This is a genomic window from Labrenzia sp. VG12, assembly GCF_002237595.1.
GTDB lineage: Bacteria > Pseudomonadota > Alphaproteobacteria > Rhizobiales > Stappiaceae > Roseibium.
This window is the reverse complement of sequence record NZ_CP022529.1, coordinates 3,301,046-3,327,168: the sequence shown is the minus strand read 5'-3', so window position 1 is coordinate 3,327,168 and position 26,123 is coordinate 3,301,046. Positions and strand designations below refer to the sequence as shown.

The 26,123-nt window shown below is 59.6% G+C and carries 21 protein-coding genes; 12 read left to right on the top strand and 9 right to left on the bottom strand.

Annotated features, from left to right (window positions below):
• Positions 1-61 precede the first annotated feature (61 nt).
• The 5 genes from CHH27_RS15370 to CHH27_RS15350 all read right to left on the bottom strand — a co-directional run bounded on the left by CHH27_RS15370 (position 62) and on the right by CHH27_RS15350 (position 6,214).
• Positions 62-1,963 (bottom strand): bifunctional diguanylate cyclase/phosphodiesterase, encoded by a 1,902-nt coding sequence (locus CHH27_RS15370; RefSeq protein WP_198338227.1) that lies wholly within the window; start codon positions 1,961-1,963, stop codon positions 62-64.
• A gap of 271 nt (positions 1,964-2,234) precedes the next feature.
• A complete protein-coding gene (locus tag CHH27_RS15365) occupies positions 2,235-3,158 on the bottom strand; it encodes a metal ABC transporter permease (RefSeq protein WP_094072371.1) in 924 nt (307 codons plus the stop codon).
• A gap of 9 nt (positions 3,159-3,167) precedes the next feature.
• Positions 3,168-4,394, bottom strand: coding sequence for a metal ABC transporter permease (locus CHH27_RS15360; RefSeq protein WP_094072370.1), 1,227 nt, complete (start codon positions 4,392-4,394; stop codon positions 3,168-3,170).
• A gap of 3 nt (positions 4,395-4,397) precedes the next feature.
• Entirely contained in the window at positions 4,398-5,219 is an 822-nt protein-coding gene (locus CHH27_RS15355) for a metal ABC transporter ATP-binding protein (RefSeq protein WP_247646114.1), read from the bottom strand.
• A complete protein-coding gene (locus CHH27_RS15350) occupies positions 5,219-6,214 on the bottom strand; it encodes a metal ABC transporter solute-binding protein, Zn/Mn family (protein WP_094072369.1) in 996 nt (331 codons plus the stop codon). The genes CHH27_RS15355 and CHH27_RS15350 overlap by 1 nt, the downstream gene beginning before the upstream one ends.
• Before the next feature lie 426 nt (positions 6,215-6,640).
• On the opposite strand from CHH27_RS15350, the gene CHH27_RS15345 reads away from it, so the two are divergent.
• A complete protein-coding gene (locus CHH27_RS15345; protein WP_198338226.1) occupies positions 6,641-7,312 on the top strand; it encodes a GntR family transcriptional regulator in 672 nt (223 codons plus the stop codon).
• 46 nt (positions 7,313-7,358) lie between these two features.
• On the opposite strand, the gene CHH27_RS15340 is transcribed toward CHH27_RS15345, so the two are convergent.
• Positions 7,359-8,393: a LacI family DNA-binding transcriptional regulator gene (locus CHH27_RS15340; protein WP_094072367.1), complete on the bottom strand. Its 1,035-nt coding sequence runs from the start codon at positions 8,391-8,393 to the stop codon at positions 7,359-7,361.
• A 249-nt stretch (positions 8,394-8,642) separates the two neighbouring features.
• On the opposite strand from CHH27_RS15340, the gene CHH27_RS15335 reads away from it, so the two are divergent.
• From CHH27_RS15335 to CHH27_RS15285, 11 genes are all read left to right on the top strand, one after another.
• Positions 8,643-10,010: an ABC transporter substrate-binding protein gene (locus tag CHH27_RS15335; protein ID WP_094072366.1), complete on the top strand. Its 1,368-nt coding sequence runs from the start codon at positions 8,643-8,645 to the stop codon at positions 10,008-10,010.
• Positions 10,011-10,173: 163 nt separating this feature from the next.
• Positions 10,174-11,415 carry a carbohydrate ABC transporter permease gene (locus CHH27_RS15330; protein WP_094072365.1) on the top strand — a complete coding sequence of 414 codons (1,242 nt, stop codon included), beginning with the start codon at positions 10,174-10,176 and terminating at the stop codon, positions 11,413-11,415.
• Complete coding sequence (locus CHH27_RS15325; RefSeq protein WP_094072364.1) at positions 11,415-12,563, top strand: carbohydrate ABC transporter permease; 1,149 nt, start codon at positions 11,415-11,417, stop codon at positions 12,561-12,563. The genes CHH27_RS15330 and CHH27_RS15325 overlap by 1 nt, the downstream gene beginning before the upstream one ends.
• A 33-nt stretch (positions 12,564-12,596) precedes the next feature.
• A complete protein-coding gene (locus CHH27_RS15320) occupies positions 12,597-13,688 on the top strand; it encodes an ABC transporter ATP-binding protein (RefSeq protein ID WP_094072363.1) in 1,092 nt (363 codons plus the stop codon).
• A gap of 500 nt (positions 13,689-14,188) precedes the next feature.
• A complete protein-coding gene (locus CHH27_RS15315; RefSeq protein ID WP_094072362.1) occupies positions 14,189-14,995 on the top strand; it encodes a DeoR/GlpR family DNA-binding transcription regulator in 807 nt (268 codons plus the stop codon).
• Complete coding sequence (locus CHH27_RS15310) at positions 14,992-16,065, top strand: ABC transporter ATP-binding protein (protein WP_094072361.1); 1,074 nt, start codon at positions 14,992-14,994, stop codon at positions 16,063-16,065. Before CHH27_RS15315 ends, CHH27_RS15310 begins: the two co-directional genes overlap by 4 nt.
• 66 nt (positions 16,066-16,131) lie before the next feature.
• Complete coding sequence (locus CHH27_RS15305; protein ID WP_094072360.1) at positions 16,132-17,415, top strand: ABC transporter substrate-binding protein; 1,284 nt, start codon at positions 16,132-16,134, stop codon at positions 17,413-17,415.
• Positions 17,416-17,519: 104 nt separating this feature from the next.
• On the top strand, positions 17,520-18,407 hold the full coding sequence (locus CHH27_RS15300) for a carbohydrate ABC transporter permease (RefSeq protein WP_094072359.1): 888 nt from the start codon (positions 17,520-17,522) through the stop codon (positions 18,405-18,407).
• On the top strand, positions 18,404-19,225 hold the full coding sequence (locus CHH27_RS15295) for a carbohydrate ABC transporter permease (protein WP_094072358.1): 822 nt from the start codon (positions 18,404-18,406) through the stop codon (positions 19,223-19,225). Before CHH27_RS15300 ends, CHH27_RS15295 begins: the two co-directional genes overlap by 4 nt.
• A gap of 206 nt (positions 19,226-19,431) precedes the next feature.
• Entirely contained in the window at positions 19,432-20,340 is a 909-nt protein-coding gene (locus CHH27_RS15290; protein ID WP_094072357.1) for a sugar kinase, read from the top strand.
• Between the two features lie 223 nt (positions 20,341-20,563).
• The gene (locus CHH27_RS15285; RefSeq protein WP_247646113.1) at positions 20,564-22,987 is read left to right on the top strand and encodes a methyl-accepting chemotaxis protein; all 2,424 of its coding nucleotides are present in this window, start codon (positions 20,564-20,566) and stop codon (positions 22,985-22,987) included.
• Between the two features lie 71 nt (positions 22,988-23,058).
• Here CHH27_RS15285 and CHH27_RS15280 read toward each other — a convergent pair whose 3' ends face one another.
• The 3 genes from CHH27_RS15280 to iolE all read right to left on the bottom strand — a co-directional run bounded on the left by CHH27_RS15280 (position 23,059) and on the right by iolE (position 25,913).
• A complete protein-coding gene (locus tag CHH27_RS15280) occupies positions 23,059-23,826 on the bottom strand; it encodes an ABC transporter substrate-binding protein (RefSeq protein ID WP_094072355.1) in 768 nt (255 codons plus the stop codon).
• Positions 23,827-24,198: 372 nt separating this feature from the next.
• Positions 24,199-25,020, bottom strand: coding sequence for a 5-deoxy-glucuronate isomerase (iolB, locus tag CHH27_RS15275; protein ID WP_094072354.1), 822 nt, complete (start codon positions 25,018-25,020; stop codon positions 24,199-24,201).
• Positions 25,017-25,913: a myo-inosose-2 dehydratase gene (gene iolE, locus CHH27_RS15270; RefSeq protein ID WP_094074779.1), complete on the bottom strand. Its 897-nt coding sequence runs from the start codon at positions 25,911-25,913 to the stop codon at positions 25,017-25,019. The genes iolB and iolE overlap by 4 nt, the downstream gene beginning before the upstream one ends.
• Between the last annotated feature and the right edge of the window lie 210 nt (positions 25,914-26,123).

The window sequence follows — 26,123 nt, the reverse complement described above, 5'->3', positions numbered from 1 at the left end:
AATATTGATATTAATTACAAGGTGCAAATATGCAATGTTTTCAGTCTGGGTGCAGCTGCGATCAGCTTCCGGTTTTTTGTAAACTGTCCTGTTTCTTTTTTATCTGTGACGCAAGTACATGTTTTCCAAAAAGAAAGCCTTGTACTTGCAGGCAGCCCGCTTCTTTCAGGAATTCCAACTGCCGTTCTGTTTCAACGCCTTCCGCGATCACTGGAATTCCGAAACTGTGTCCGAGCAGGATCGCGGAGCGCAAGATCGCCCTCGCGTGCGGATTTGTCTCCAGAGACTGGGTGAAGGCGCGGTCGACCTTGATCTTGTCGAAGGGGAACGCCTGGAGGGTGTTCAGCGAGGAATACCCCTTGCCGAAATCGTCCATGGCAACTCTGACGCCCATCTGGCGCAGGGACAGGATGGTTTCGTGAACCCTTTCGTGGTCCTCGATGGGCGTCGATTCGGTCAGCTCGATCTCGAGGCGTTCTGCCGGCAGGCCGGTCTTGATCAGAACGGTGGAGACGAGCCCGGCAAAATCGCTGCGTGAAAACTGTAAGGGGGACGCGTTGACTGCCAGCGAGACGGGTTCGGCCCAATTGGCCGCTTCCGCGCAGGCGGCTTCCAGGACCCAGTTGCCGATGTCCAGAATGATGCCCGAGCGCTCCGCGATCGGAATGAAATCCTCCGGGGCGATTGGTCCTTTTTCCGCGTGGCGCCAGCGCACCAGTGCCTCGTAGCCGATCAGGGAGCCCGTTTTGGTGAGATTCTGTTTCTGGAATACCAGGCTCAGCTGGTTCTCCAGGGTGGCGTTGCGCAGGTCGGAGGCCAGGCTGGTTTCCCAGCGATTGGATTCCTCCATGCCGGTCACATAGGGCTGAATGAGATTGCCGCCGATCGACTTGGCCTGTTTCGCGGCAAGATTCGCCCGTTGAACCAGTTTGGTCAGGTCGTTGCCGTCTCTTGGAAACACCGCCAGTCCGATACTGGAACGGATGGACAGGCGGTAGGACCGCCACTGGATCGGCCGGCGGGCGAGTGAACGAACCAGCCTGGCAAATTCGACGGCCTCGTCCTCTGAATTGAGAGCCGGGTTGATGATCAGGAACTCGTCGCCGTAAAAGCGGCTGATGAAAACCTTTTCGCTGAGGTTGTTCTTGAGCGTCTCCGCCATGCTGCACAGGACCATGTCGCCGACTTCGTAGCCGTGAAGGTCGTTGATCGCCTTGAACTGGTCCAGGCTGATCAGCACCACGGAGCAGATCTTGCCGTTCTGGTCGGCCTTTTTAAGAAGATCGGCGGCAACTTTCTGCACATAATGACGGTTCGGCAGATGGGTCAGCGAGTCCTGCAGCGAGAGATGCTGATAGGCCCGGCGCGCGGCTTCCTTTCGTTCCTTTTCCAGTTCACAGCCTGTTGCGGCAAGGGCGGCGCAGAGCGCGCAGATCAGCAACGCCACGCTGATCATCTGACCTTCGCTGAGAAGGCCGGCTTGCGACAACAGGCCGAGCTGGCTGGCGAAGGTTTCAGGCACCGGCATGGACAGATGCAGGGTTACCACCGCCAGGAACAGAAACAGTGTTGCACTCAACAGGGCGCGTCTTGATCGCAGTTGTGGCACGAAACTGAGGGCGATGGCCCCCAGACAGGCGCTCAGCAGCAGGGACCACAAGCTGAAGCCGGCGCCATTGCTGTCAGCGCCCGCAATCACATGGGCAGCGGAAGTGGTCATGCCCATGACCGCAACGGTCAGGCCGAGGACGATGCCGCCGAATTCGGGCGCCAGTCGAATGTCCCGTTTGGTGGAAAGTGCAAATCCGGCGAACACCCCGGCAAACGTGACTGCCAGTGCCAACAGGGCCGTGGGCAGTCTGAAGCCTTCATCTGCGGGCAGAACCATTGCGGCAAGGGCAATGATGTGTGCGGCCCAGATCGCGGACGCGCCGATCAGCGCAGACCAGACCAGCCAGATCAATCGTGTCCTGCTGGCGTCCCGGTGCGCTTTGGAAAGAAGGTAAAGTGAAAACGCGCTTCCGCCGAGGCAAACCACAACGGAAAGCAGGAGAAGAGCAAAATTATGCTCAGTACTCAGTCCTGCTGCAACACGTTCCATAGAAGCCCCCGCCAACGGATGCTTCCATCAAAGCGTAAAAAACATAACAAACAGTATTTTAGACGGGAATTTTTTGCCTATGTCTTTGTGTTTTAAATAATATTGTGGGAAATGACATGTTCTGCTTCGAGATCTAGGCCTCGGTTACTGTCAATTTTGACCTGGCTGGTGCGTAAAGGCAGGCAAGGCCCAGGATCAGGCCGGATATGGTGGCAATCATTCCGGCGGCGCTGACAGCATGTTCGCTGCCCAGCCAAAGGGGGCCGTAACCTGCCAGCACGTAGCCCGCAATGGCGGAGCCGGCGCCAAAGAAGATGCTCCAGGCCAGCTGGCTCTCGAGCCTGTTGGTCATCAGGCGCGCGGCGGCAGGCGGGCAGATGAACATGGCGATCACGATGATGGAGCCAACGGCATCGAACGCGGCCACCGCTGCAACGGCCGACACGATCACCAGGCCGAACCCGAGTGTTTTTACCGGGACGCCAAGCGTGCGTGCGTAACCTTCATCGAACGTGGAGATCTTCAGAACACGCCAGAAGAGCGCGGTCAGGATCAAAATGACCAACGTGGTCAATGCCATACGCGTCAGTTCCGGGGGAAGATCGGCGAGCGCGACCGGATCAAGCAGCGACTCCCAGCCTGTGGCCGACAGCCAGATCAGGCTTTCGAGGTTGCCGTAGAGCGCATGTTCGACGTCGAGATGAACCGAGCTCGTGTCCGTCTGCTCCAGAAGCAGCACGCCGGCTGCAAAGAGCGTGGTGAAGGTGACGCCCATGGCGGCGCCGGTCTCGATGCGGCCAAGGCGGCGGATCGCTTCAATCATGACAACAGCGACGACGGCGGCCCCGGCTGCGCCAAGCATCATCGGCCAGGTCGAGATCGTGCCGGTGAGCAGGAACGCGGCGACGATACCCGGCAGCACCACATGGGAAATGGCATCGCCGATCAAAGCCTGTTTGCGCAACAGCAGAAAGTTGCCAGGGACTGCGCAGGCGATGGCCGCGAGCAGTCCGATCAGGATGGGGGTGAGACTCAATTGAACAAATTCGGCGCCCATGGCGTTTCCTCAGGCCTTGACCGGGGCGGGGGTGCCCAGGGCGGTATCAATGTCGCGGATCTGGTCCGCCGTCAGGACGGCTTCAATCGGGGTCAGGCCGTCATAGCTGGCAAAGATCGCTTCATCCTGAATGATCTGCCGCGCCTTGGCCCAACGGGCTTCGTCGAGAACGGTTTTGGCTGCTGCAGCCCGCCCCTTGTCGGTGGCGACGAGGTCGTCACGCAGATACCCGGCGCGGCGCATGATCTTCTGGGTCAGGCGTTCGTGTATGGTCTCGCCCCGGGCAAGGGCGCTCAGCCCCTGGTGCAAATGCACATCGACCTGGAATTTCCGGTGGCGCAGATAGGCGGCCAGCACGCCACGCTTGGGGGACAGCAGCAGAGACACGACGAAGAAGGCGAAGTTGACCAGCACGATGATCGGGCCGGTCGGTACGTTCGGTGCGGCAGCGGAGAGCGCCGTGCCGACATAACCGGCCAGACCGCCCACGACAGCTGCGATGACCAGCAGCCGGTCCGAGCGATCCGTCCAGAACCTGGCGGACACCGACGGGATGATCAGCGAGGAGACGATCAGGATCAGGCCGACAAGCTTGAGGCCGACCACGGTCACCATCATCACCACGGTCATCATGGCAAGGTCGATCAGCCGGACCGGAACGCCCGAGGCGCCGGCATGTTCCGGGTCGAAGGCCACCAGTGTCATGGGGCGCCTGAGCAGCACCACGATGGCCGTGGAGAGTGCGCCGCCGAGCGCGATGATGACCGCGTCCTGAAACAGCATGCCAGCGGTTGAGCCAAGCAGAAATCCTTCCAGGCCGGCCTGCTTGCCGCTCGACAGGGTCTGGATGACGGTCAGCAGAACAACGCCAAATCCGAAAAACACCGACAGAACGGCGCCGATTGCGGCATCTTCGCTGAGGCGGGTGCGGCGGGTGATCCAGTCGACGGTCAAAAGACCCAGACCGGCTGTAACGGCGGATCCAAGCAGAAGGCCCGGCAGATTGCGGCCGTCACTGCCCAGGAACACCATCAGCATGAAGGCGATGCAGACGCCGGGCAGGGTGGCGTGGGCGACCGCATCACTGACCAGCGTGCGCTTGCGCAGGAACATGAAACAGCCGGCGCAGCCGCCGGCCATGCCAAGCAGCGTGGCGCCGATCGCCACAAGCGCGGCGTTGTAGCCGGCCTGAAAGGTCAGGGCCCCCAGGAACGCGGCCAGGAAATCGGGAAGCATGGCTCAGTCCAGTTTGAGCTGATCGATATGGGCTGTCGCGAGCCGGCCGCCATAAGTGTCGTGCAAAACCGGACCGGTGAAGGTCGTTGCGACAGGTCCTTCCGCAATCTTGCGGATGTTCAGCATGAGCACATGATCGAAATAGTCGGTCACGGTCGCCAGGTCGTGATGCACGCAGACCACTGTCTTGCCCGCCGCCTTGAGCGACTTCAGGACATCGATGATCGCCTTTTCGGTGGCGGCGTCCACGCCGGCGAAGGGTTCGTCCAGGAGGTAGAGATCCGCCTCCTGGGCCAGGGCCCGGGCGAGAAAGACGCGTTGCTGCTGTCCGCCGGACAGCTGGCCGATCTGCCGGTCCGCAAAATCGGCCATGCCCACACGTTCCAGGCAGTCCAGGGTCTTCTGTTTGTGGGAGGGGCGCAGCCAGCCGAGCAGGCCGAGCTGGCGGAACTGGCCCATCGTGACAACATCGTGGACACGGGTCGGAAAATCCCAGTCGACAGAGGCCCGCTGCGGCACATAGGCAATGGCGCTGCGCATGGTTTCCAGCGGTTTCCCACTGACAAAGGCCGAGCCGGACAGGCGCGGTACAATTCCGAGCACGGCCTTCAGGAAGGTCGACTTGCCGGCGCCGTTGGGGCCGATAATGGCCGACATGCTGGCCTTCGGAACAGTCGCATCGACGGAGAAGACTGCGGGCTTGGTGCCATAGGAAACCGTCAGCCCCTTTACCAGAAGGGCGCTCTTGTCCTTACCGGCCGCCGGCTCAGCCGGGCTGCCGTCCAGGGTAGCAAGCTCAGGGCCTGACTGGGCCGTCATGGTCATTACATCGTCTCCGCCAGCTGGCCCAGACGGCCTTTTTCGGGCGCCTCGCCGCCGAGGGCGCGGGTAATCGTCGTGGCGTTGTGGTCGATCATTCCCAGATACGTGCCTTCATAGGTTCCCGGTTCACCCATTGCATCAGAGTAAAGTGATCCACCGATCACAACCTCGTGGCCCTTTGCCGCAGCCCCTTCGATCAGGGCGCGAATGCTGCGGTCGGAAACGGAAGACTCAACGAAGACCGCGTTGATCTTGCGATCCACGAGCAGATCAACCAGCTCGGCGACGCGGTGCAGGCCGGCCTCGCTCTGGGTCGAGATACCCTGAATGCCGATGACTTCGAAATCATTGGCCTTGCCGAAATAGTTGAAAGCATCATGTGCGGACACAAGGACGCGGCTTTCCTTGGGGACCGTTGCCAGAGCCTCGACAGCAAAAGCATTCAGTGCCTCGATTTCTTCCAGATACGCAGCCGTGTTCGCTTCGAACGCAGCGCGCTGGTCCGGACGTACCTCGATCAGGGCATCGCGGATGGCGATCACAACATGCTGCCAGCGGGCGGGATCCATCCAGACATGCGGATCGAACTTGTCGGCGTAGTCGTCATGGCTGATCAGCAGATCTTTCGGCATGGCTTCGGCAACGGCGACCACATTGCGGGTCTTGCCAAGCTTTTCGAAGAAGCCCTCCATCTGAGCTTCCAGGAAGAGGCCGTGCCAGAGGATCAGGTCCGCCTTGGTCATTGCAACAATGTCGGAACGCGTCTGGCGATAGGCATGCGGATCGACACCCGGCCCCATCAGGGCACGCACGTCGACGGTGTCGCCGCCGATCTGCCTGGCGGCATCTGCAATCATGCCGGTTGTCGCAACCACCTGTAGCTTGTCTTCGGCTGCAGCGGTCTGCGGCAAGCTGACGGCAAGGGCTGCAGCGGCGAAGGCGCCTGCCGCGGCAGACAAGAACTGGCGGCGGGAAGCAGAGAAAATCCGGTGAAACATGGAGCTGACAATCGACCCTGGTTGAGATTGCTTTTGCGAATGAGTTGCAACAATAATGCTTTTAAGAATGATTTGCAAGAAGTCATTCGATTGATTTCCCGGTGCAGATCTGACGTTGGGTCCAGCAACGATACCGTAATTTTTGACAATATTTTTTCTATGAGGCGAAACTGAAATTCGACTGAAAAATCAAGGTCTCAGACGTTTGTCAGGGCAAATTGCCGGTCCATCTTGCCGTGGCGGAAGGGATTTTGATAAAATTCTAAAGATATTGTTAGCGATACGGCATTTATTTTACCTTCAAAACAGACCGGCCGCGTCGGGAGCATGACTTCCTGCGCTCAAAACAAGGTGCCGGCTACGCTTAGGAGCGTGCGGGACAATGCAATCTGCATATTCACATCAGGAGACTGGGTGCATCCCGCGATGTCATCGAAAGCCAAATCCACACGCGTCGACAACGCTTATGATCGTTTGAAATCGGAAATCCTGAAAGGGGAGCTGCCTCCCGGGTTTCAGGCCCCGGAACCGGATATCGCCAATCGACTCGGCATGAGCCGAACGCCCGTACGAGAGGCGCTGATCCGCCTGGAAGCCGATGGGCTGGTCGGTCTGGTGCCGCGCCGCGGCGCCAAAGTACTGCCAATCTGCAGCAGGGACATCTGTGAGATCTACCAGATCCTGTCGGCGCTGGAGGCCCTCGCAGTGCGCTCTGCCGCAGGCAAGAAGATCGAGAGTTCGGCGACCGGCGCGATCCGGGATCTGCTCGATCAGTCGGATGAGGTTCTGAAAAAGGGCGACATCGAAGGCTGGGCCGTACTGGACGACCGGTTTCACCGGTGGATGGCGAGCGTCAGCGGCAACAGGCGCCTGGAGGCCGAGATCGGCGGGTTCCTGGACCAGATCTATCGGGCGAACAATGTTCTGCTGCGGCTCAACAAGGCGCCGGCCGCCAATGCGGCGGACCACCGCAAGATCTATGAGGCGATCCTGGCAGGAGATGCGGAGCTGGCGGCAGAAACCGCAAGTGTCCATCGTCTGAACGGCCTCAGCCGGATGAAGATCCTTCTTGAGACCTGCGGTCTGTCGCAGGTCTGATCCGCTTGCAAGAGTGGATGATGAAGAAAGGCGCCTTGCGTTTCGGTCAGGCCGGGGCCGGGCCGGTTGACTGGCCGATAATCAGTTCTGCGTCGAGATGAAGCGAGGCCGGTTTGGCGAGCGGATCGGCAATCATGTTGAGCAGCAGCTCGGCTGCCTTCTGGCCGGCATAGCGCACCGAAGACCGGGTGCAGGTGAAAATCGGCACTTCGCCGCTGTTCGGCAGGAAGGACAGGGCGTCATCATGGGTGATGATCGAGATCTCCTTGCCGGTCTTGAGGCCGCATTGGCCAACCGCGCGGGCCACGCCGATCGCCGAAATCATCGATGAGACGAGGAACGCGGTCGGTGGATTGTCGCTTTTCAGCATGTCCATCGCGTTGTCGCAGCCGAAGGGCTCGGTCATGTCTGCGCTGCGCATGAGCCGCGGGTCGGGTGTCAGGCCCCGGGCAATCAAGGCTTCCTCGAACCCCTTGCGGCGCCGCCGGGCGAAATCCATGTGCTCCAGCCCGTTCAGGAGCGCGATCCGCTTGTGGCCGAGATCGAGCAGCAGGTTGGCTGCACGCTCGAAGGCGCGCCGGTTGTTCATGTCGATCCAGGAGGTTTCTTCCTCGGCGCCCGGAATGCGTCCATGAACGACGAAGGGCAGATTGAGCTGCTGCAGCAGCTTGTGGCGTTGCTCGTCATGGCCCGGGCCATGAATGATCACGCCGTCGGCCTTCTTGCGCGAGGCGATCTGGCGATAGGCGTCTTCTTCCTTGTCATCCTCGACCACGGAGATGATCATGTCGTAGCCGTGCCCGGAATAGGTCTCTCCGGCGCCGGCAATGAATTCCAGGAAGATCGGGTTCATCATCTCGTGAATTGAGCGGGGTATCACATGGCCGATGGCCATGGCGCGGCCGGTGGCAAGGCGCCGTGCCTGGCTGTTGGGGGCATAGCCAAGGCGCTCGGCCATTTCGGTGACACGCTTGCGTGTGTCTTCGCTTACTTCGGGGTAGCCGTTGAGCGCGCGGCTGACGGTTGTCTGCGACAGCTTGAGGCGCTGCGACAGTTCTTTCAGGTTTATGCCATTGCTCATATTGCCCAAAACGCTTTGAAAGCGTTCCTCCCGATAGGCTGTTATTGAAATGCAACAATAATTGGCGAGTTGTATGCTTGACAAGTCCGTTTTGGATCGACATGGTTAGGGCGAAATCCAAAGCGGTTTGGATGACCGGTTCTGGCAGAATTGCTGATCATACCTAGAGGATGGGTATTGCTGCCAGGTGGTGAGGTATGCCACTTTAAATGGAGTGTCCCAGCATAGGGACAATCTGGGAGGACTGACATGAAAACACGTTTGATGGCCTGTGCCGCAGGCCTGGCACTGTCTGTGGGCTTTGGCATGAGCACTGCCATGGCCGCCGACCTGAAATTCACGCCGGGCGAAGGCCCGTTCAACTGGGACAGCTACAACGCATGGGCGGAGAAAGCGCCTGACCTGAAGGGGCAGACCGTGACCATCGCGGGTCCGTGGCTGCAGCCGGAAGACGGCTATTTCCGAAATGTTCTGGCCTATTTCTCCGAAGCCACCGGCGCGGAAGTGATCTATACCGGCTCCGATTCCTTCGAGCAGCAGATCGTGATCGACGCCGAAGCCGGCGCAGCTCCGAACATCGCCGTCTTCCCGCAGCCGGGTCTGGCCGCCGACATGGCTGCCCGCGGTCTGCTGACGCCGCTTCCGGACGGCATGGCCGACTGGGTGGCCGACAATTACGGCGCCGGCGAAAGCTGGGTCAACCTGGGGACCTACAAGGACAAGGACGGCGCGGACCAGCTCTACGGCTTTTTCTACAATGTCAACGTGAAGAGCCTTGTCTGGTACGTTCCGGAAAACTTCGAGGATGCCGGCTACGAAGTGCCGACCACCATGGAAGAGCTGAAAGCGCTGACCGAGCAGATCGTCGCAGACGGTGAAACGCCGTGGTGCATCGGTCTTGGTTCCGGGGCAGCCACCGGCTGGCCGGCGACCGACTGGGTGGAAGACCTGATGCTGCGCACCCAGCCGGCCGATGTCTACGACCAGTGGACCAAGAACGAAATTCCGTTCGATGACGAGCGCGTTGTTGCCGCCATCGAGGAATTCGGCTGGTTCGCACGGGACGATGCCAAAGTTGCCGGTGGTGCCGGCGCCGTCGCATCCACCGACTTCCGCGACAGCCCGAAAGGCATGTTCTCCTCGCCGCCGCAGTGCTACCTGCACCGCCAGGCGTCCTTCGTTCCGGCATTCTTCCCCGATGGTGTTGAATTCGGCACGGATGTCGACTTCTTCTACTTCCCGGCCTATGCCGAGAAAGACCTTGGTAGCCCGGTTCTCGGCGGCGGTACGCTGATGGCGATCACCAACCCGTCCGATGCGACCAGCGAACTGATGAAGTTCTTCGAGCTGCCGATCTCGCATGAAGTGATGATGGCGCAGACCGGCTTCCTGACGCCGCACAAGGGGGTCAACCCGCAGGCCTACAAGGACGATACGCTGCGTGGTCAGGGTGAAATTCTGGTCAATGCCAGCACCTTCCGCTTCGACGGATCCGACCTGATGCCAGGCGGTGTCGGTGCCGGCACGTTCTGGACCGGCATGGTCGACTATACCGGCGGCAAGGATGCCAAGGCCGTGGCCGAGGAAATCCAGAAGAGCTGGGACGCTCTGAAATAATCCTCCAGATGGCCGGTTCTCTTCGGGGAGCCGGCCGTTTTTCTGAAGGACCGGCGCAGGCGCCGTAAAACAACAAAATCACGTCCAAAATCTGAAGTTCCTCAAGACAGGGGTGTGTCCGGTCCGCCGGGCGTGCCCGATAATCAAACGGGAGGGAACGGCCATGTTCACGGACAACCCGGCCTTGTTGGGTCTGTTCACCATCGTCTTTGGCGTTGGGGCATGCTTAGGGTATTTTTTCTTTTCGAATGTCATCCTCGACAAGGTGATCTTTCCTGCCAGGGGGCCGAATGCGGGGAAGAACATCAACCGCGCCAACATGGTGCGTCCCTGGTTGTTCCTGTTTCCGGCCATCTTCGCACTGACGCTCTATCTCGCCTACCCGGTGTTCGAGACCCTGCGCCTGTCGCTGACCGACCGGTCGCTGGACGGGGCATTCGTCGGGTTCGAGAACTATCGCAAGATGATGAACGAGTCGAAGTTCTGGGAAGCGGTGCGCAACAACATGCTTTGGCTGATCGTTGTGCCGGCGGCGTCCACCGCCTTCGGCCTTCTGGTCGCGCAGCTTACCGACCGCATTCGCTGGGGCAACCTGGCGAAGTCTCTCATCTTCATGCCGATGGCGATTTCCTTTGTCGGCGCCTCGGTGATCTTCAAGCTGATCTACGACACCCGTCCGGCTGATCAGAACCAGATCGGCGTGCTCAATCACGTCTGGCTCAAGTTTGACGGCGGCGTCGGGTCAATCCTGATGCTGCAGGTTCTGCCGACGCTGCTCTATCTCGCCTTTGCCGGCATCGTTGCCTATGTCGCCTGGTTGTTTGCCAAGGACATCATCGCCAAGGGCCAGGACCGCTCGCCATGGCTGTTGCCGCTTCGCCTTTTGGTGGCGGTCGCAGGCGTCTGGCTGGTCTGGCTTTCCGTCAGTTCCGCGGTCGGCGTCTGGATTGTCGAGCTGCCCTATGGCGAGCCGCAGACCTGGCTGACGCTGCCCTTCTGGAACAACTTCTTCCTGATGGTGGTCCTGATCTGGATCCAGACCGGCTTTGCCATGGTCATTCTTTCCGCGGCCCTGCGCGGCATCCCGGAAGAAACCGTTGAAGCCGCCATCGTCGACGGCGCCAATCCGTTTCAGATCTTCTTCAAGATCAAGGTGCCGCAGATCATGGGCACGATCGTTGTCGTCTGGACCACGATCACACTCACCGTTCTGAAGGTCTTCGACATCGTCTTTGCCATGACCAACGGTCAGTGGGAAACCCAGGTTCTGGCCAACTATATGTATGACAAGCTCTTCCGCGCCAATGACTGGGGCATCGGCTCGGCAAGCGCGATCATCATCATGCTGCTGGTGACACCAATCCTCGTCTGGAACGTCTACAACGCCCGGAAGGAGATGAAATAATGGCCAGTATCGCCGGTAAAAAATCGGGCCTGACCTGGGCCGTCCACATCTCCGTCGCCGCCCTGGTGCTTTTATGGCTGTTTCCGACCGTCGGCCTGTTCGTGTCGTCCTTCCGCTCCGCGGACCAGATTTCCAGCTCGGGCTGGTGGGCGGCCCTGTTTCCGTCGCAGCAGAACGAGGTTTACCGCACGAGTGATCCGGACGACACGCGCGTTGCCGAAGGCGACCGGTTCGTGGTGACCGGAAATATCTTCGAAGGCGCTCCGCGCGATATTCTCGCCTGGGGTGTGTCCTCGCGGAACATCGATGCCTTCCAGCCCGGCGATACGGCCGAGATGAAGGACGGTGAAACCGTGACGCTGCAGCCGGACGGCAGCTATGTCTGGAGCGGCAACGACAAGCAGATCTCCGGGCGGGGGCAGCGCATCTTCATCACTGCGACCGTGCCGCCGGAATTCTCCCTGGAGAATTACCAGACAATCCTCTTCTCCGGATCGGGCCAGGACAACATGGCCAAGGCGTTCTTCAACACGCTGACCGTGACCATTCCGGCGACGATCATCCCAATCGTGATCGCGGCCTTTGCCGCCTATGCGCTGGCCTGGATGGAGTTTCCGGGCAGGGCTCTGCTGATCGCCGCGGTCGTGGCGCTTCTGGTTGTGCCGCTTCAGCTCGCCCTGATCCCGCTCTTGCGTCTGCATCTCGGTATCGGCATCGGCAAGGGCTATATGGGGGTCTGGTTGGCACACACGGCCTTCGGCATGCCGCTGGCGGTCTATCTCTTGCGCAACTACATGGTCGGTCTGCCTCGGGACATCATCGAGAATGCCAAGGTCGATGGGGCGACGGATTTCCAGATCTTCACCCGGATCATCCTGCCGCTCAGTTTCCCGGCACTCGCCTCCTTTGCGATCTTCCAGTTCCTGTGGACCTGGAACGACCTGCTGGTGGCCAAGGTGTTCCTGATCGACGCGACCGGATCGACCACCGTCATGACCAACCAGATCGTCGAGCTGCTCGGAACGCGCGGCGGCAACTGGGAAATCCTGGCGACGGCCGCCTTCGTTTCGATCGCGGTGCCGCTGGCCGTCTTCTTCCTGATGCAGCGCTATCTGGTGCGGGGTCTCCTCGCAGGATCGGTCAAATAACATGAACAAGATCAAGAATTGGGAGCAGCCGGCATGACCTCCTTGTCTCTGAAAGGCGTCTGCAAGTCCTACGGCACCGTCGAGGTTCTGCGGAACATCAATCTGGAAATCGAACCGGGCGAACTGATCGTCTTTGTCGGTCCCTCGGGCTGCGGAAAGTCGACGCTCCTGCGCATGATTGCAGGGCTGGAAAAGATCACCGGCGGAACGCTGGAAATCGACGACATGGTCGTCAATGACGTGCCGCCGGCGCAGCGCGGCATTGCCATGGTGTTCCAGTCCTACGCGCTCTATCCGCATATGACGGTCTACGACAACATGGCTTTCGCGCTGAAGCTGGCCGGCAAGTCCCGCGACGAGATCGACACGGCCGTGCGGGCGGCGGCGGACCGGCTGCAGCTGACGCAATATCTGGACCGCCTGCCGAAGGCATTGTCCGGCGGTCAGCGCCAGCGTGTTGCCATCGGCCGGTCGATCGTGCGGGACCCGAAGGTGTTCCTCTTCGACGAGCCGTTGTCGAACCTGGATGCGGCCCTGCGTGTCGCAACCCGGATCGAGATCGCTCAGCTGAAGGAAAGCATGCCCGACAGCACGATGATCTACGTCACCCACGACCAGGTGGAGGCCATGACGCTGGCCAGCCGGATCGTTGTCTTGCACGGCGGCGATGTCGAGCAGTTCGGCGCCCCGCTGGATCTTTACGAGCGCCCGGCCAACACGTTCGTTGCCCAGTTCATCGGCTCACCGGCGATGAACCTGGTCGAGGCCAAGGTCACGGCGACGGGCAGCCAGACGTCGGTCGTCATGTCCGACGGCGGCCATGCAGATGTGCCGATCGCCTCGCAGGACAGCGACAAGGACCAGACGGTCAAGCTGGGCGTGCGCCCGGAAGACCTGACGGTGACGGAAAGCGACGACTATCTGGTGTCTGCCGAAGTGGAGATTATTGAGGCGCTTGGCGAAACCACCGTGCTTTACTTCAAGGCGCAAAACGGTGGCGCGCCGCTGATCGCCAAGTTGCCGGGCATTCACAAGATCTCCCGTGGCACCACGATCCGTCTGACCGCGGCCCCGGAAAAACTGCACCTCTTCGACGGCAACGGGAAATCATTCCTGTACCGGTAACCAGGCGCACGTCCTGCGTGGGCCGGGGCTGTCTCGGAAAGTAGATCCTGCGTCCTCCCTCTTCTCGCAAGAGGGCGGACGCCTTACCATTGATGTCGGCCTGTCCATCAGCCAGTTTGGTTGTGCCTATCCTTTGACATCCGGCCTTCAGCCTGCATAGCTGGAGGGACAGCTGCGGCCCTTGTCTTGGGCCAACGGAACTGTCGCCTTGATGCGGCGTGCGTTGTTTTGGAAGGCATTGCAAAGACCCGATTTCGGTCCGGTCAGCAGTCTCAGGTGTGCAAACCGGGACTCGCGATAAACGTGTTTTCTCTCCGGATGCACACGTTTACCGAAAAACCTCTTCCACCAAATCCACTATTGTCACATCATGTTCATATGAGCGTCGAATAACGTTCATATGAACATGATTTAACCGGGCTTCGAAGTCAGGCTCTTTCGAGTCAACACCGGGCCCTTGAAAACAACCAGCCTTCGGGTTTTCCGGAGCAGGTGAGACGATGTCGGATCCAAAGAATATGCTTGGGCAGATAGATATTTCCAAACGCCAGGCCGAGATTGCCGATCTGGTGCAAAAGGCCGGGTTTGCTTCCGTCGAGGAGCTTGCCGAACGGTTCGATGTAACCACCCAGACCATCCGCCGGGATGTGAATGGCCTGTGCGAGCTCGGCATATTGCGCCGAACCCATGGCGGCGTGGAGCCGCCGGCGCCGGCCTCGAACATCCACTATTCCACCCGGCAGATCCTCAATCTCGCCGAGAAGCAGCAGATTGCAAATCTGGTTGCCGGGCATGTCGAGAACAATCAGTCCGTCGCATTTTCGATCGGCACCACGCCGGAAATCGTCATGCAGGCGCTGACCGGGCATGACAAGCTTGCCGTCTTTACCAACAATCTGAACGTTGCCTTCTCCGCGTCCACCAATCCCTCTTTTCAGGTCACGATCGCCGGTGGTCGTCTGCGTCATGGCGACAGGGACGTCCTGGGCTCGGCAGCCCAGGCATTCTTTGCAAATTACAAGGTCGATGTCGGTATTTTCGGCGTGGCGGGTGTCGATGAAGACGGCACGCTGCTCGACTTTCATGAAGACGAGGTGGCCGCGCGTCAGTCGATCCTCGCCAATTGCAGAAAATCCTATCTGGTGCTCGACCACAGCAAGTTCGGCCGCAGCGCTCATGTCCGCGGCGGACGTCTGGAAGAGGTCGACGCGATCTTCACGGACAGGCCGGTTCCGGCCAGCTTTTTGGAAAACCTGAAAGGATCGAAGACGGAAGTCTTCGTGGCCGAACAGGAGGGCAGGGGGTGAAGGCCGACGTCTTCCAGGAAAGCTCGGGCAAGCCGATCACACTCGACGCCGTTTCGCGTGTCTGGGGTGAGACCGTCGCCGTGGACGCCGTGTCGATCGAGATCCCGGCCGGATCCTTCACGGCGTTGCTCGGCCCGTCCGGCTGCGGCAAGTCGACGACCTTGCGCATGATTGCCGGCCTGGAAAACGTCAGCAGCGGCAAGATTCTGATTGGCGGCGAAGACGTGACCGCACGGCCGTCGTCGAAACGGGACCTTTCCATGGTGTTCCAGTCCTACGCCCTGTTTCCGCATCTGAGCGTTGCCGAAAACATCATCTTTGGTCTCAAGGTGCGCAGGGTTGGCCGCGCGGATCGCGATGAACGCCTGAAGAAAGTCGCCGATCTGCTTGGCCTCAGCCAGCTGCTTGACCGCAAGCCGGGACAGCTGTCCGGCGGTCAGCAGCAGAGGGTTGCGCTGGGACGGGCGATCATCGGCGAAAAGCCGATCTGCCTGATGGACGAGCCGCTGTCCAACCTTGATGCCAAGCTGCGCCATGAAATGCGGGTGGAGATCCGCGCACTGCAGCAGCAGCTCGGGTTTACCATGGTCTATGTCACCCATGACCAGGTGGAAGCGATCACCATGGCGGACCAGGTTGTTCTTCTGAACAAGGGGCGGCTTGAGCAGGTCGCAAGCCCTAGGGATCTTTACGAAAAGCCCGCCAATCCGTTTGCGGCCCGCTTTATCGGTACGCCGCCCATGAACCTGTTCCCGGCCAATGCCTTCAAGAAACTGAGTACTGCGCCCGATTTCCAGCTGGGTGTGCGGCCGGAAGCCATGCATGCGCAAGAAGGTGGGCCGCTGCGTGCCGAGATCCGGACCGTTGAATATCTTGGCGCCGACATTCTGGCGGACTGCGCAATCGCCGAAACTTCATTTCAGGTGCGCCTGCCGACCGGCAAATCCGTGACGCCTGGCGACCGGATCGAGCTCGGTTTCGCGCCAGACGCCCTTCACGTTTTTGATGCCGATACCGGCGGCCGCCGGGACGACCTTGTTTCCGAATTTGGAGCGCTGTTGCGCTCCTGACCAGCTGTGCGTGTCAGCGCAGACCGACCGCCCCGGGCGGATGTTCAAATCTTAGGAACCAAACTGATGTTGAAGTCCACTTTCCTGAAAGCCGTTGCTGCAACGGCGCTTTCCCTCAGCACCTGGGCCTCTGCTCAAGCTGTTGATCTGCAATTTTATTTCCCGGTCGCCGTTGGCGGCAAGGCCGCTGATACCATCCAGGAGCTGACGGCCGAATATGTCGCCCAGAACCCGGATGTGAACATTGACGCCGTCTATGCCGGCTCCTACCAGGACACCGTTGCCAAGGCGATCACTGCGTCCCGTGGTGGCAACCCGCCGCAGCTTTCCGTGATCCTCTCGGTCGACATGTTCACCCTGATCGATGAAGACCTGATCGTTCCTTTCGACGACTACCTCTCCACAGAGGAAGACAAGAAATGGATCGAGGGTTTCTACCCGGCATTCATGGAAAACAGCCAGACCGGTGGCAAGACCTACGGCATCCCGTTCCAGCGTTCCACGCCGGTTCTTTACTGGAACAAGGAAGCCTTCAAGGCTGCCGGCCTTGATCCGGATGTTGCCCCGGCAACCTGGGAAGAAATGGTCGAATTCGGCAAGAAGCTGGTGAAGAAAGACGACAGCGGCAACGTCACCCAGTGGGGCGTGCGCATTCCGTCTTCCGGTTTCCCGTACTGGCTGTTCCAGGGCCTGGCCATCGAAAACGGTGCGATCCTGGCCAATGCCGAAGGGAACAAGACCAACTTTGACGATCCGAAAGTGGTCGAGGCCCTGCAGTATCTGGTTGACCTGTCCACCAAATACGACGTCATGGCACCGGGCATCATCGAATGGGGCGCAACCCCGAAGGCTTTCTTCGAGGGCCAGACCGCAATGATGTGGACTTCCACCGGCAACCTGACCAACGTGCGCACCAATGCTCCGTTCGACTTCGGCGTCGCCATGTTGCCGATGAAAGAACAGCGCGGCGCTCCGACGGGCGGCGGCAACTTCTACCTGTTCAAGGGCGCATCTGATGAACAGAACAAGGCAGCTGTCGAGTTCGTCAAGTGGATCACCGCTCCGGAACAGTCCGCCAAGTGGACCATTGCCACCGGTTATGTCGCTCCGCGCGCCGAGACCTGGGAAACCGAAACGATGAAGGCCTATACCGCCGACTTCGCTCCGGCCCTGGTTGCCCGTGACCAGCTGGAATTCGCCAAGGCCGAGCTGTCGACCTACCAGAACCAGCGTGTCACCGGCCTCTTCAACGATGCCCTGGCTGCTGCCATCACCGGCAAGAAAGACCCGGCGACGGCGCTGAAGGAAGCCCAGGAACAGGCTGACGAGATCCTGGCAGAATACCGCTAGGACCTCCGAAAAGGGCGGTGCGCCGGTTTCCCACCCCGGCGCACCGTCTTTTTGCTCTCCCATCCTTTTCCTTTTTTTCTCCAATTGTTGATCACGTGACGCCGATGCGGGACCTCACACTCAAACGCGACTGGATCTATGGCTGGCTGCTGCTGTTGCCGGCGCTGGTGTTCCTGTTTGCCTTCACCCATATTCCTGCGGTCACGACCTTTCTGAACAGCTTCTTTTCAACGCCGCGCGGACGCCGCCCGGCCAAGTTCATCGGTATCGACAATTACGAGCGCATGATCGGCGACCCGGTGTTCTGGAAGGTGCTCTGGAAAAATCTCTGGTACGCCCTCGGCACGATACCGCTGTCGGTCGGCCTGGCGATCGTCATGGCGCTCTGGGTCAACGAGAAGCTGGCCGGACGCAGCTTCGTGCGCATGGCCTATTTTACGCCGACGGTGCTGCCGCTGATTGCGGTCGCCAATATCTGGATGTTCTTCTATACGCCCGGCTTCGGCCTGTTCGACCAGATCACCGGCGCCCTGTTCGGCTGGCCGGCCTCCAACTATCTCGGCAATCCGGACACGGCACTGAATGCGATCATCGTGGTGACCATCTGGAAGGAAGCGGGCTTCTTCATGATCTTCTACCTGGCGGCCCTGCAGGCAATCCCCGTGTCACTGAAGGAAGCGGCGCAGATCGAGGGCGCCGGGCGCTGGACGATCTTCTGGCGGATCACCTTTCCGCTGCTGATGCCGACCACCCTGTTCGTCTGCGTCAATGCGGTGATCAATTCCTTCCGCCTGGTCGACCATATCTTTATCCTGACCGACGGCGGGCCGGACAATGCCTCCGCACTGCTGCTCTTCTACATCTACGAAGTCGCGTTCCGCTTCTGGGAAACGGCCTATGGGGCGACGCTGACCGTGGCCCTGCTGGTGCTGCTGTCGCTGCTTGCGATCGGCCAGTTCTTCTTCTTCGACCGCAAGGTGCATTACAAATGACCGGCGCCGGCCTTGATCTTGACAAGCTGCTGAACACGCTGGCTGCCTGGGCGCTGGCGCTCCTGTGGGTGCTGCCGCTTGCCTATGCGGTCTGGACCGCATTTCATCCGGCCGCCTATGAGGCGCGGTTTGATCTGTTTGCTCCGCTGACGCTGGAGAATTTTTCCAAGGCCTGGGAGGCGGCGCCGTTTGCCCGGTACTTTCTCAACACCTTCCTCCTGGTGAGCATGATCCTGGCCGGGCAGTTCTTCCTCTGTACGCTGGCTGCCTTTGCCTTTGCCCGGTTCCAGTTTCCGGGGCGCACTATCCTCTTCACCCTGGTGCTGCTGCAGCTGCTGGTCATGCCGGACATCCTGATGGTGGAAAACTACCAGACCATGCGGCTCCTGAATCTCGTTGACACGATCCCAGCCATCGCATTGCCCTATATCGCGTCCGGGTTCGGGATCTTCCTGTTGCGCCAGACCTTCATGACAATCCCCAGGGAGCTGGATGAAGCGGCCCGGATCGAAGGGGCTTCCTTTCTGGGGGTGCTCTGGAAGGTCTATATTCCGCTCGCCAAGCCCACCTATCTTGCCTATGGCCTTGTCTCGGTCAGTCACCACTGGAACAATTTTCTCTGGCCGCTGATTGTCACCAATTCGGTGGATACGCGGCCCGTCACGGTCGGGCTCAGCATCTTCTCCGCGATTGACAGTGGCATCGAGTGGTCGGTGATCAACGCGGCCACTCTGATGACATCCGGCCCGCTCCTGATCGCGTTTCTGCTTTTCCAGCGCCAGTTTGTGCAGAGCTTCATGCGCGCCGGCATCAAGTAGTCCGAAATTTTTTTGACCAACCGGGAAGAGCGGCTTTCTGCGGGTTTGAACGTGTGGGTCAGACGGCCAAACCGCTTTGGCCGTTGCCTTGCGCCTTTGGTCGTGTTTCGCGTTTCAGGCATTCTATGCTAATGGATTTAAATCCCGGATTTCTGCGGGATTTTCGCCTTAAGTTTTTCCGCTCTCAAGCGCTTCAGGAGCCCCTCGTGTCGACAAGATTTCTGGCTGTTGGTGAATGCATGGTGGAGATGGCTCCAACCGCCGACGGCACGTTCAAGATGGGGTTTGCCGGCGATACGCTGAACACCGCCTGGTATGCACGCAAATGTCTGCCGCGAAGCTGGGATGTGAGCTATGTCACCGCTGTCGGCAAGGATCAGGTCTCTGCGCAGATGCTGCGGTTCCTGGAAGGCTCGGGTCTTGAAACTGACCGCATCCAGCAGATGGATGACCGCACTGTCGGGCTATATCTGATCCAGTTGAAAGAGGGCGAAAGAAGTTTTGCCTATTGGCGCTCACAGGCGGCGGCCCGATGCCTGGCATCCGACCCTGCGCAGCTTGAAGCGTCGCTGGCGGAGGCCGGTCTTATCTATTTCAGCGGCATTACATTGGCCATTCTGCCGCCAGATGACCGTGCCGCCTTTCTGGAGGCCTTGCGGGTAGCACGTGCGAATGGAGCCAAAGTTGCCTTCGATCCCAATCTGCGGCCGCGTCTCTGGGAGGATGCCGACACGATGCGGGCCTCTGTCACGGAAGCCGCCGGGGTGTGCGACTTCGTCATGCCGTCCTTTGAAGACGAGCTGGCACATTTTTCAGATGAAACGCCCGATGTGAGTGCCGACCGGTATCTGGCCGCAGGCGCTGCCATGGTTGTGGTGAAGAACGGATCGGAAGACGTCATCTGTGCCACCCAAGGGAAGCGTGAGAAATTTCAGCCGCAACCGGTCACGCAGATTGTCGATACCACGGCGGCCGGGGACAGCTTCAATGCCGCTTTTCTTGCGGAGTACCTCGTCACCGGAAATATTGCGGCCAGTGTCGATGCCGGGGCCAATCTCGCAGGACGGGTCATTCAGCAGCGCGGCGCCCTCGTTGAGGCTCTGGTGCCTGCGTGACGGCCCGCGGAGAGGGCTTGTCGCAATTGATTCGGTCACCGGATCTTAAGATAACAGGTATTTCTAACTAAGAATTTTTCTCTTTTCATCGAAGTGCCATTGGTGGTTTTTACTATATTTTTTCACCAGATTATAGTTAACGCATCGTTTTACTAATTGAGCTTACGTTGGGGTGTTTTCGACCGAATGGTTACGTCCCTGGGGGAAGCTCATGTTTTCGGGAATGCGTTTGTCAAAAAAAATTCCGGCGCTTGTTGTAGGGGTCGCTGCCCTGGTCGGTGTCGGTATTGGTGTCGCCAGTTACCTGACATCGGTTGCCAGTCTGGAGCAGCTGACGAAGCAGCGATTGCTTGCGGCCGCCGAAACCGGTGCGGACGAACTGCAAACTTACCTGACGACTATCGAGAAAGAGCTGGTGCTGACGGCCGAACACCCCGGTACGGTCACGGCGGTCAAGGAGTTTGCAAATATCTGGAGCTTCTGGAGCATGTCCGGAGGCGACCCCAAGACATCGCTGCAGGCAGCCTACATCACCGAAAACTCCTATCCGACCGGCGAAAAGGACAAGCTTTATCGCGCTGATACGGGCTCTGCCTATGACGACGCTCACGAAAAATACCACAAGTGGTTTCACAAGCTGCAACAGGACCAGGGCTATTATGATGTGTTCCTGTTCGACACTGAGGGAAACCTTGTCTATTCCGTCTTCAAGGAGCTGGATTATGCCACCAACTTCATGGAAGGCGGGGGCAAATGGGCGGACACCGATCTGGGCAAGGTGTACCGGGCCGCGCTGAAGATTACCGACCACAGCGACGTCGCGTTCACCGATTTTGCGCCTTACGGACCGAGTTATGACGCCCCGGCCAGTTTCATGGCCCATCCGGTGGTCGATGGCGACGGGGAGACCGTAGGCGTGCTGGCCTTTCAGATGCCGGTCGATCGTACCAACGAGCTGATGCGCCATAATCTTGGCCTTGGGGAAACCGGCGAACTCGTTCTGATCGGCGAAGACGGCCTGATGCGCAACGATTCGGCCAATACGGCGGATGTAAATGATATTCTGACCACGAGTATCACCAGCCCCATTGTCGAGGAGGCCAAGGAAATTGGCGCCGCCTTCGGGTATGACACGCTCCATCGCGGCGAACTGCTTGATGTCGAGGCCGTCAAGTTCGACTACCAGGGCAATCACTACATCCTGTTGGCAATGCAGGCCTATGACGAGGCGATTGCACCCGTTGTGACCATGCGCAATCGAATGCTGCTTGCGGGAATGGTTCTCCTTGCGGTCGCGGCCGTTGCCGGCTTCTTTGCAGCGCGGACAGTGACGTTGCCGATCAGCCGGATCGTTGACGCTATGGAACGACTTGCCGGTGGCGACACCAAGGTGGAGACGGGTGGCGCCGACCGGCAGGACGAGATAGGCGACATGTACAAGGCCGTTGATGTCTTCAGGGAAAACGCCATTCAGCGTCTGCATCTGGAAACCCAGACACGCGGCGAACGAGACAAGGAGCGTCAGCGCCAGACCTTCCTGGAGAACCTGATCAAGGACTTCAAGTCGGTCATGTCCGACCGCCTGGCAACCGTCAGCGACCAGATGGGTCGCATGCGCGAAGCAGCTCATACGCTTGAGGAACTGGCCATCAACGCCAAATCGGAATCCGACACGGCCGGGAAGGCCTCCAACAGCGCGTCTGAAAACGTTGCTGCCGTTGCCGCGGCGACGGAAGAGATGACCGCGACCGTCCAGGAAATCGCCCACCAGACGGAAGCGACCACACGCATTGTCACGGAAACCGTGGAAGCTGCCGAGGCGACCAATCGCAACGTGCAGACCCTCTCGGAAGCAGCAGAGCATATCGGCAGCGTGGTCAACCTGATCCGCGATATTGCTGAACAGACCAACCTTCTGGCCCTGAACGCGACCATCGAGGCTGCGCGGGCCGGGGAGGCGGGTCGCGGATTTGCGGTTGTCGCGTCCGAGGTCAAGGAGCTGGCGGAGCAAACCTCCAAGGCGACGGATGAGATTTCCGGCCGCATCACCGGAATTCAGACGTCGGTCAAGGACGCGGCCGGGGCCATTGAGCATATCGCCGACAAGGTGTCCGAGATTAGAAATCTGACCAGTTCCGTCGCCGGCGCAATCGAGGAGCAGCGTGCAGCAAACCAGGAAATCGCACGGTCGGCCCGGTCGGCCAGTGACAGCACCGGTGAAGCGGCCAACAGCATGTCTACCGTGTCTGGTGCCGTCATGCAGACCTCCGATGAGGCCGGTTCGGTCAACAACGCGTCCAATCTTGTTTCGGAGGCCAGCGACAGCCTGGCGACCGAGGTCGAGAAGTTCCTGGCCGATGTCACAAGGGATGTCGAAGACCGGCGCCGCAGCGTCCGCAAGGCGATTTCCGAAGATGTCACGCTCACGTTCAAGGACGGGAGCAAGCGAGTCGCGCAGCTGATAGACGTCAGCATCTCCGGGGCACAGATCCTCGACATGCACGACATTCCGATCGGCGAAAAGATGACGCTCGACTTCCTGGATGGCACATGCCTGCATGGCACGGTGGTGCGCGAGACCGGCTCGGGATCCGGTGTGCAGTTCGATGAAAGGCTGCCGGAGGACCACATCCTGATCGCCGCCTGAGAAAGCTGAACCTTCATGAAAAAGGGCGCCGATCGGCGCCCTTGGCATATTGAAATGGGGATCAGGAGCGCTCAGTCCAGCGTCACGTTGTACTCTGCCTTGAGCGCAGCCACCTTGTCCGTGTTTTCGGCCATCCACGCGTTGAAATCCTCGATCAGCGCCGGTTTGGTTGTCGTGCTGAGATAGTAGAAGTCGCGGGTGTGTTTCAGGTCCGGGTCGAATTTCAGGCTGCCGCTCTGACCCATTTCGCCAAGCTGGTGCTGGATCACGGAGACGTTGGCATAAGCTGCGTCGATGCGGCCAGCCGCGGCCTGTTTGATCAGGCCGTCGAGAGCTCCGAGCTCGGACAGTTCGACGGAGCCGCCGTTGATTTCGTCCAGCCAGGCCCAGGGCGTGAAGCCGCGCACGGTGCCGAGTTTCTTGACGGATCCCATGCCCTTGCCGACATTGTCCGGCGCGACCGAGACACCGTCGATATATTCAACGACGGCCTCCGAATAGGTCACGTTCTTGCCGTCCTTGAGGTCGGAGGACCAGTAGGCATTGTCCGGATATTTCAGGTCGATCTGGCCTTCGACCAGCATCGACATCAGCCGTTTGATCGGAAAGGCCTTGTAGGTCACGGTGTGTCCGTTGTCGGCGGCCCAGGCATCCAGCACAGCGCGGCCGAAGCCGGCATATTCGCCACCTTCCATCGTGTAGTGCGGATAATAGGTCAGATCCTCGACGCCGATGAGAATGTCCTCCGCGAGCGCAGAGCCCGGAACCAGCAGCAGGCTGGCGGCGAGTGCGGTGTGTCTGGAGCACTTCTTTGCGAGGGTAAGTATATTGTAAGCCATGTTCACCTCTTAAGGGAGTTGTGATCGACTGACTTGGGAGTGTGGAGTTTCTTCCTCTGAGGAAATATTAATAGAAATTCGCAAATGCCGCTTTATTGCCTTGCCTGTTTTGAAGCTATTTCAAAAATTATAGTTGTTGTTGCGTAAAGTCGCAGTTGGTGCTTGAGGAAAGTAGCAGTGTTTTTCCAGTCCAACCGGCAAGTGCTCTGGTGACCTCATCCTGAGGCGGCCGTCAGGTTCGCCTCAAGAAGATCGGCAACGTCTCAAGGAACAAGCGGCCGATCCTTAAAGACAGAGCGACGCGCTTCCTCAGGATAAGGTTGATGGGAGAGGCGTGCCCTGAAATGCGGCGGGCAGGCAAAAGGCCTTCGTTTACCCGGCATCCCTTTGAGCGATCCAGTCGTGGTCCGGATGGTTCTGGAAGCGCCACTTGCGCATTGGGCCGGCCATGACGTTGAGATAATACATCTCGTAGCCATAGGGCGCGCCGCAGGGATGGTGGCCCCTGGGGACCAGCACCACGTCATGGCTGTTCATGGAGATGGTCTCGTCCAGGCTGCCGTCTTCGGTGAAGACCCGCTGGTGGCCATAGCCCTGGTCCGGGTTCAGGCGGTGGTAATAGGTCTCTTCCAGATAGGTCATGTCGGGGAAGTTGTCCTCGTCATGCCGGTGCGGCGGATAGGACGACCAGTTGCCCTGCGGTGTGAACACTTCGGTCACCAGAAGACTGTCGGCAACGTCAGATTCTTCCATGGCGATCGGGAAGATGTAGCGCGTGTTGGCGCCCTTGCCGCGCGTGACCTTTTCCGGTGTCGGCAGGACCCGTGCCTTGTGGCCGCCCTTGCCCGGGGCCGTGCAGACACCGATCGTGCAGTCGGTCACGGCCGCCGCCGACCAGTCCGTGCCGTTCGGCACATAGACACTGTGGGGCGGAAGCTGTTCGAAGACACTCATGCGCTCGCCCTGGGTGCCGAAGTCCTCGCCGCCGGCGGAGATGCCGGCCTTGCCCTCGACCATGACCAGGATCACCTCGCGGTCGCCGGTCTGCTCGGCGACCGTCTCGCCCGCTTTCAAGCGGTAGAGGCCGAAGCCAACGTAGCCCCAGTCCGGCGCCTTCGGTCCCCTGGCGGTGTCGACGGTGATGTCATGCACCTTGCCGCTGGTGCCATCGGGTTTGCGGAGCAGCTCGCTCATTTAAGGTCCACCTCTTTTGCAATGTCCTTCAGAGTTCTGAGACCCAGGCTCTGATACTGGAACGGTTCGCGGACCTCCGGGTCCTGTTCCGCCTCGATCACGATCCAGCCCTGATAGCCATTGTCCTTCAGGATCTGGATGAGCGGCCTGAAGTCAATGCCGCCGTCCTCATCTCCCGGCACCGTGAAGACCCCGGCGCGTACGCCGTCCATGAAGGATTTCCCGTTGTCGCGGATGTCCTTCATGACTGCGGGGCGTACGTTCTTGGCATGGAAGTGTTTCATCCGGTCGGCGTATTTCTTCAGGACCGGGGCCGGGTCGGCGCCCCTGGCGCCGAAGTAGCAATGACCGGCATCGAAGAGCAGCTTCGTGGCTGGTCCTGTTGCCGACATGAAGGCGTCGATCTCTTCCAGCGTCTCAACAACCGTGCCCATGTGGTGATGGTAGACAAGATCGATGCCTTGCTCTGCACAGAAGGCGGCCAGCTCTTCCACCTTTGCCCCAAAGGCGGTCATCTCTTCCGCCGACAGGACCGGGCTGGTGTTGATGTCAACATCAGACCCCTGAATGGTGTTGGAGGTCTCGCAGGCAATGCAGACCTTGCAGCCATTGTGTTTCAGCTTGTCGAGATGCGGCTGGATTGCCTTTTTCTCGTCCTCGACGGACTGTGCCAGCAGGTTGAGCGAGTACCAGCCGGAGATGAACTTGAGACCGTGGCTGCCGAGCAGCTGTTTCAGGGCCTCCGGTTCGTCCGGCCAGCGGTGGCCATTCTCGATGCCGTCAAAGCCGATCTCTGCGGCTTCCGCCAGGATCTGCTGCGTCGGAATATGTGCGCCAAGGCTCTGGTCGTCGTCATTGGCCCAGGCAATCGGGTTGGTGCCGTAAAGGATCATGTTGGTGTCCTGGTCCGCGAATACGGGACTGTTGTTGATGCCATTTTTCTCCGACCTCATCCTGAGGAAGCGCTTCAGCGCTGTCTCGAAGGATGGGCCGCTTGCTAGGAATTCGCCGCCCATCCTTCGAGACGGACCTGAGTGTCCTCCTCAGGATGAGGTTAGAGTTTGTTGAAGCGCATGAAATGCGCCGGTTCTTCACTTCGAGTT

Coding starts and splice junctions, on each gene's coding strand:
- CHH27_RS15335 (WP_094072366.1), top strand. CDS start 8,643: ATGAAAACACGTTTGATGGCCTGTGCCGCAGGCCTGGCACTGTCTGTG.
- CHH27_RS15330 (WP_094072365.1), top strand. CDS start 10,174: ATGTTCACGGACAACCCGGCCTTGTTGGGTCTGTTCACCATCGTCTTT.
- CHH27_RS15280 (WP_094072355.1), bottom strand. CDS start 23,826: ATGGCTTACAATATACTTACCCTCGCAAAGAAGTGCTCCAGACACACC.
- CHH27_RS15300 (WP_094072359.1), top strand. CDS start 17,520: ATGCGGGACCTCACACTCAAACGCGACTGGATCTATGGCTGGCTGCTG.
- CHH27_RS15320 (WP_094072363.1), top strand. CDS start 12,597: ATGACCTCCTTGTCTCTGAAAGGCGTCTGCAAGTCCTACGGCACCGTC.
- CHH27_RS15350 (WP_094072369.1), bottom strand. CDS start 6,214: ATGTTTCACCGGATTTTCTCTGCTTCCCGCCGCCAGTTCTTGTCTGCC.
- iolE (WP_094074779.1), bottom strand. CDS start 25,913: ATGATCCTTTACGGCACCAACCCGATTGCCTGGGCCAATGACGACGAC.
- CHH27_RS15315 (WP_094072362.1), top strand. CDS start 14,189: ATGTCGGATCCAAAGAATATGCTTGGGCAGATAGATATTTCCAAACGC.
- iolB (WP_094072354.1), bottom strand. CDS start 25,020: ATGAGCGAGCTGCTCCGCAAACCCGATGGCACCAGCGGCAAGGTGCAT.
- CHH27_RS15355 (WP_247646114.1), bottom strand. CDS start 5,219: ATGACCATGACGGCCCAGTCAGGCCCTGAGCTTGCTACCCTGGACGGC.
- CHH27_RS15340 (WP_094072367.1), bottom strand. CDS start 8,393: ATGAGCAATGGCATAAACCTGAAAGAACTGTCGCAGCGCCTCAAGCTG.
- CHH27_RS15295 (WP_094072358.1), top strand. CDS start 18,404: ATGACCGGCGCCGGCCTTGATCTTGACAAGCTGCTGAACACGCTGGCT.
- CHH27_RS15360 (WP_094072370.1), bottom strand. CDS start 4,394: ATGCTTCCCGATTTCCTGGCCGCGTTCCTGGGGGCCCTGACCTTTCAG.
- CHH27_RS15345 (WP_198338226.1), top strand. CDS start 6,641: ATGTCATCGAAAGCCAAATCCACACGCGTCGACAACGCTTATGATCGT.
- CHH27_RS15325 (WP_094072364.1), top strand. CDS start 11,415: ATGGCCAGTATCGCCGGTAAAAAATCGGGCCTGACCTGGGCCGTCCAC.
- CHH27_RS15305 (WP_094072360.1), top strand. CDS start 16,132: ATGTTGAAGTCCACTTTCCTGAAAGCCGTTGCTGCAACGGCGCTTTCC.
- CHH27_RS15365 (WP_094072371.1), bottom strand. CDS start 3,158: ATGGGCGCCGAATTTGTTCAATTGAGTCTCACCCCCATCCTGATCGGA.
- CHH27_RS15285 (WP_247646113.1), top strand. CDS start 20,564: ATGCGTTTGTCAAAAAAAATTCCGGCGCTTGTTGTAGGGGTCGCTGCC.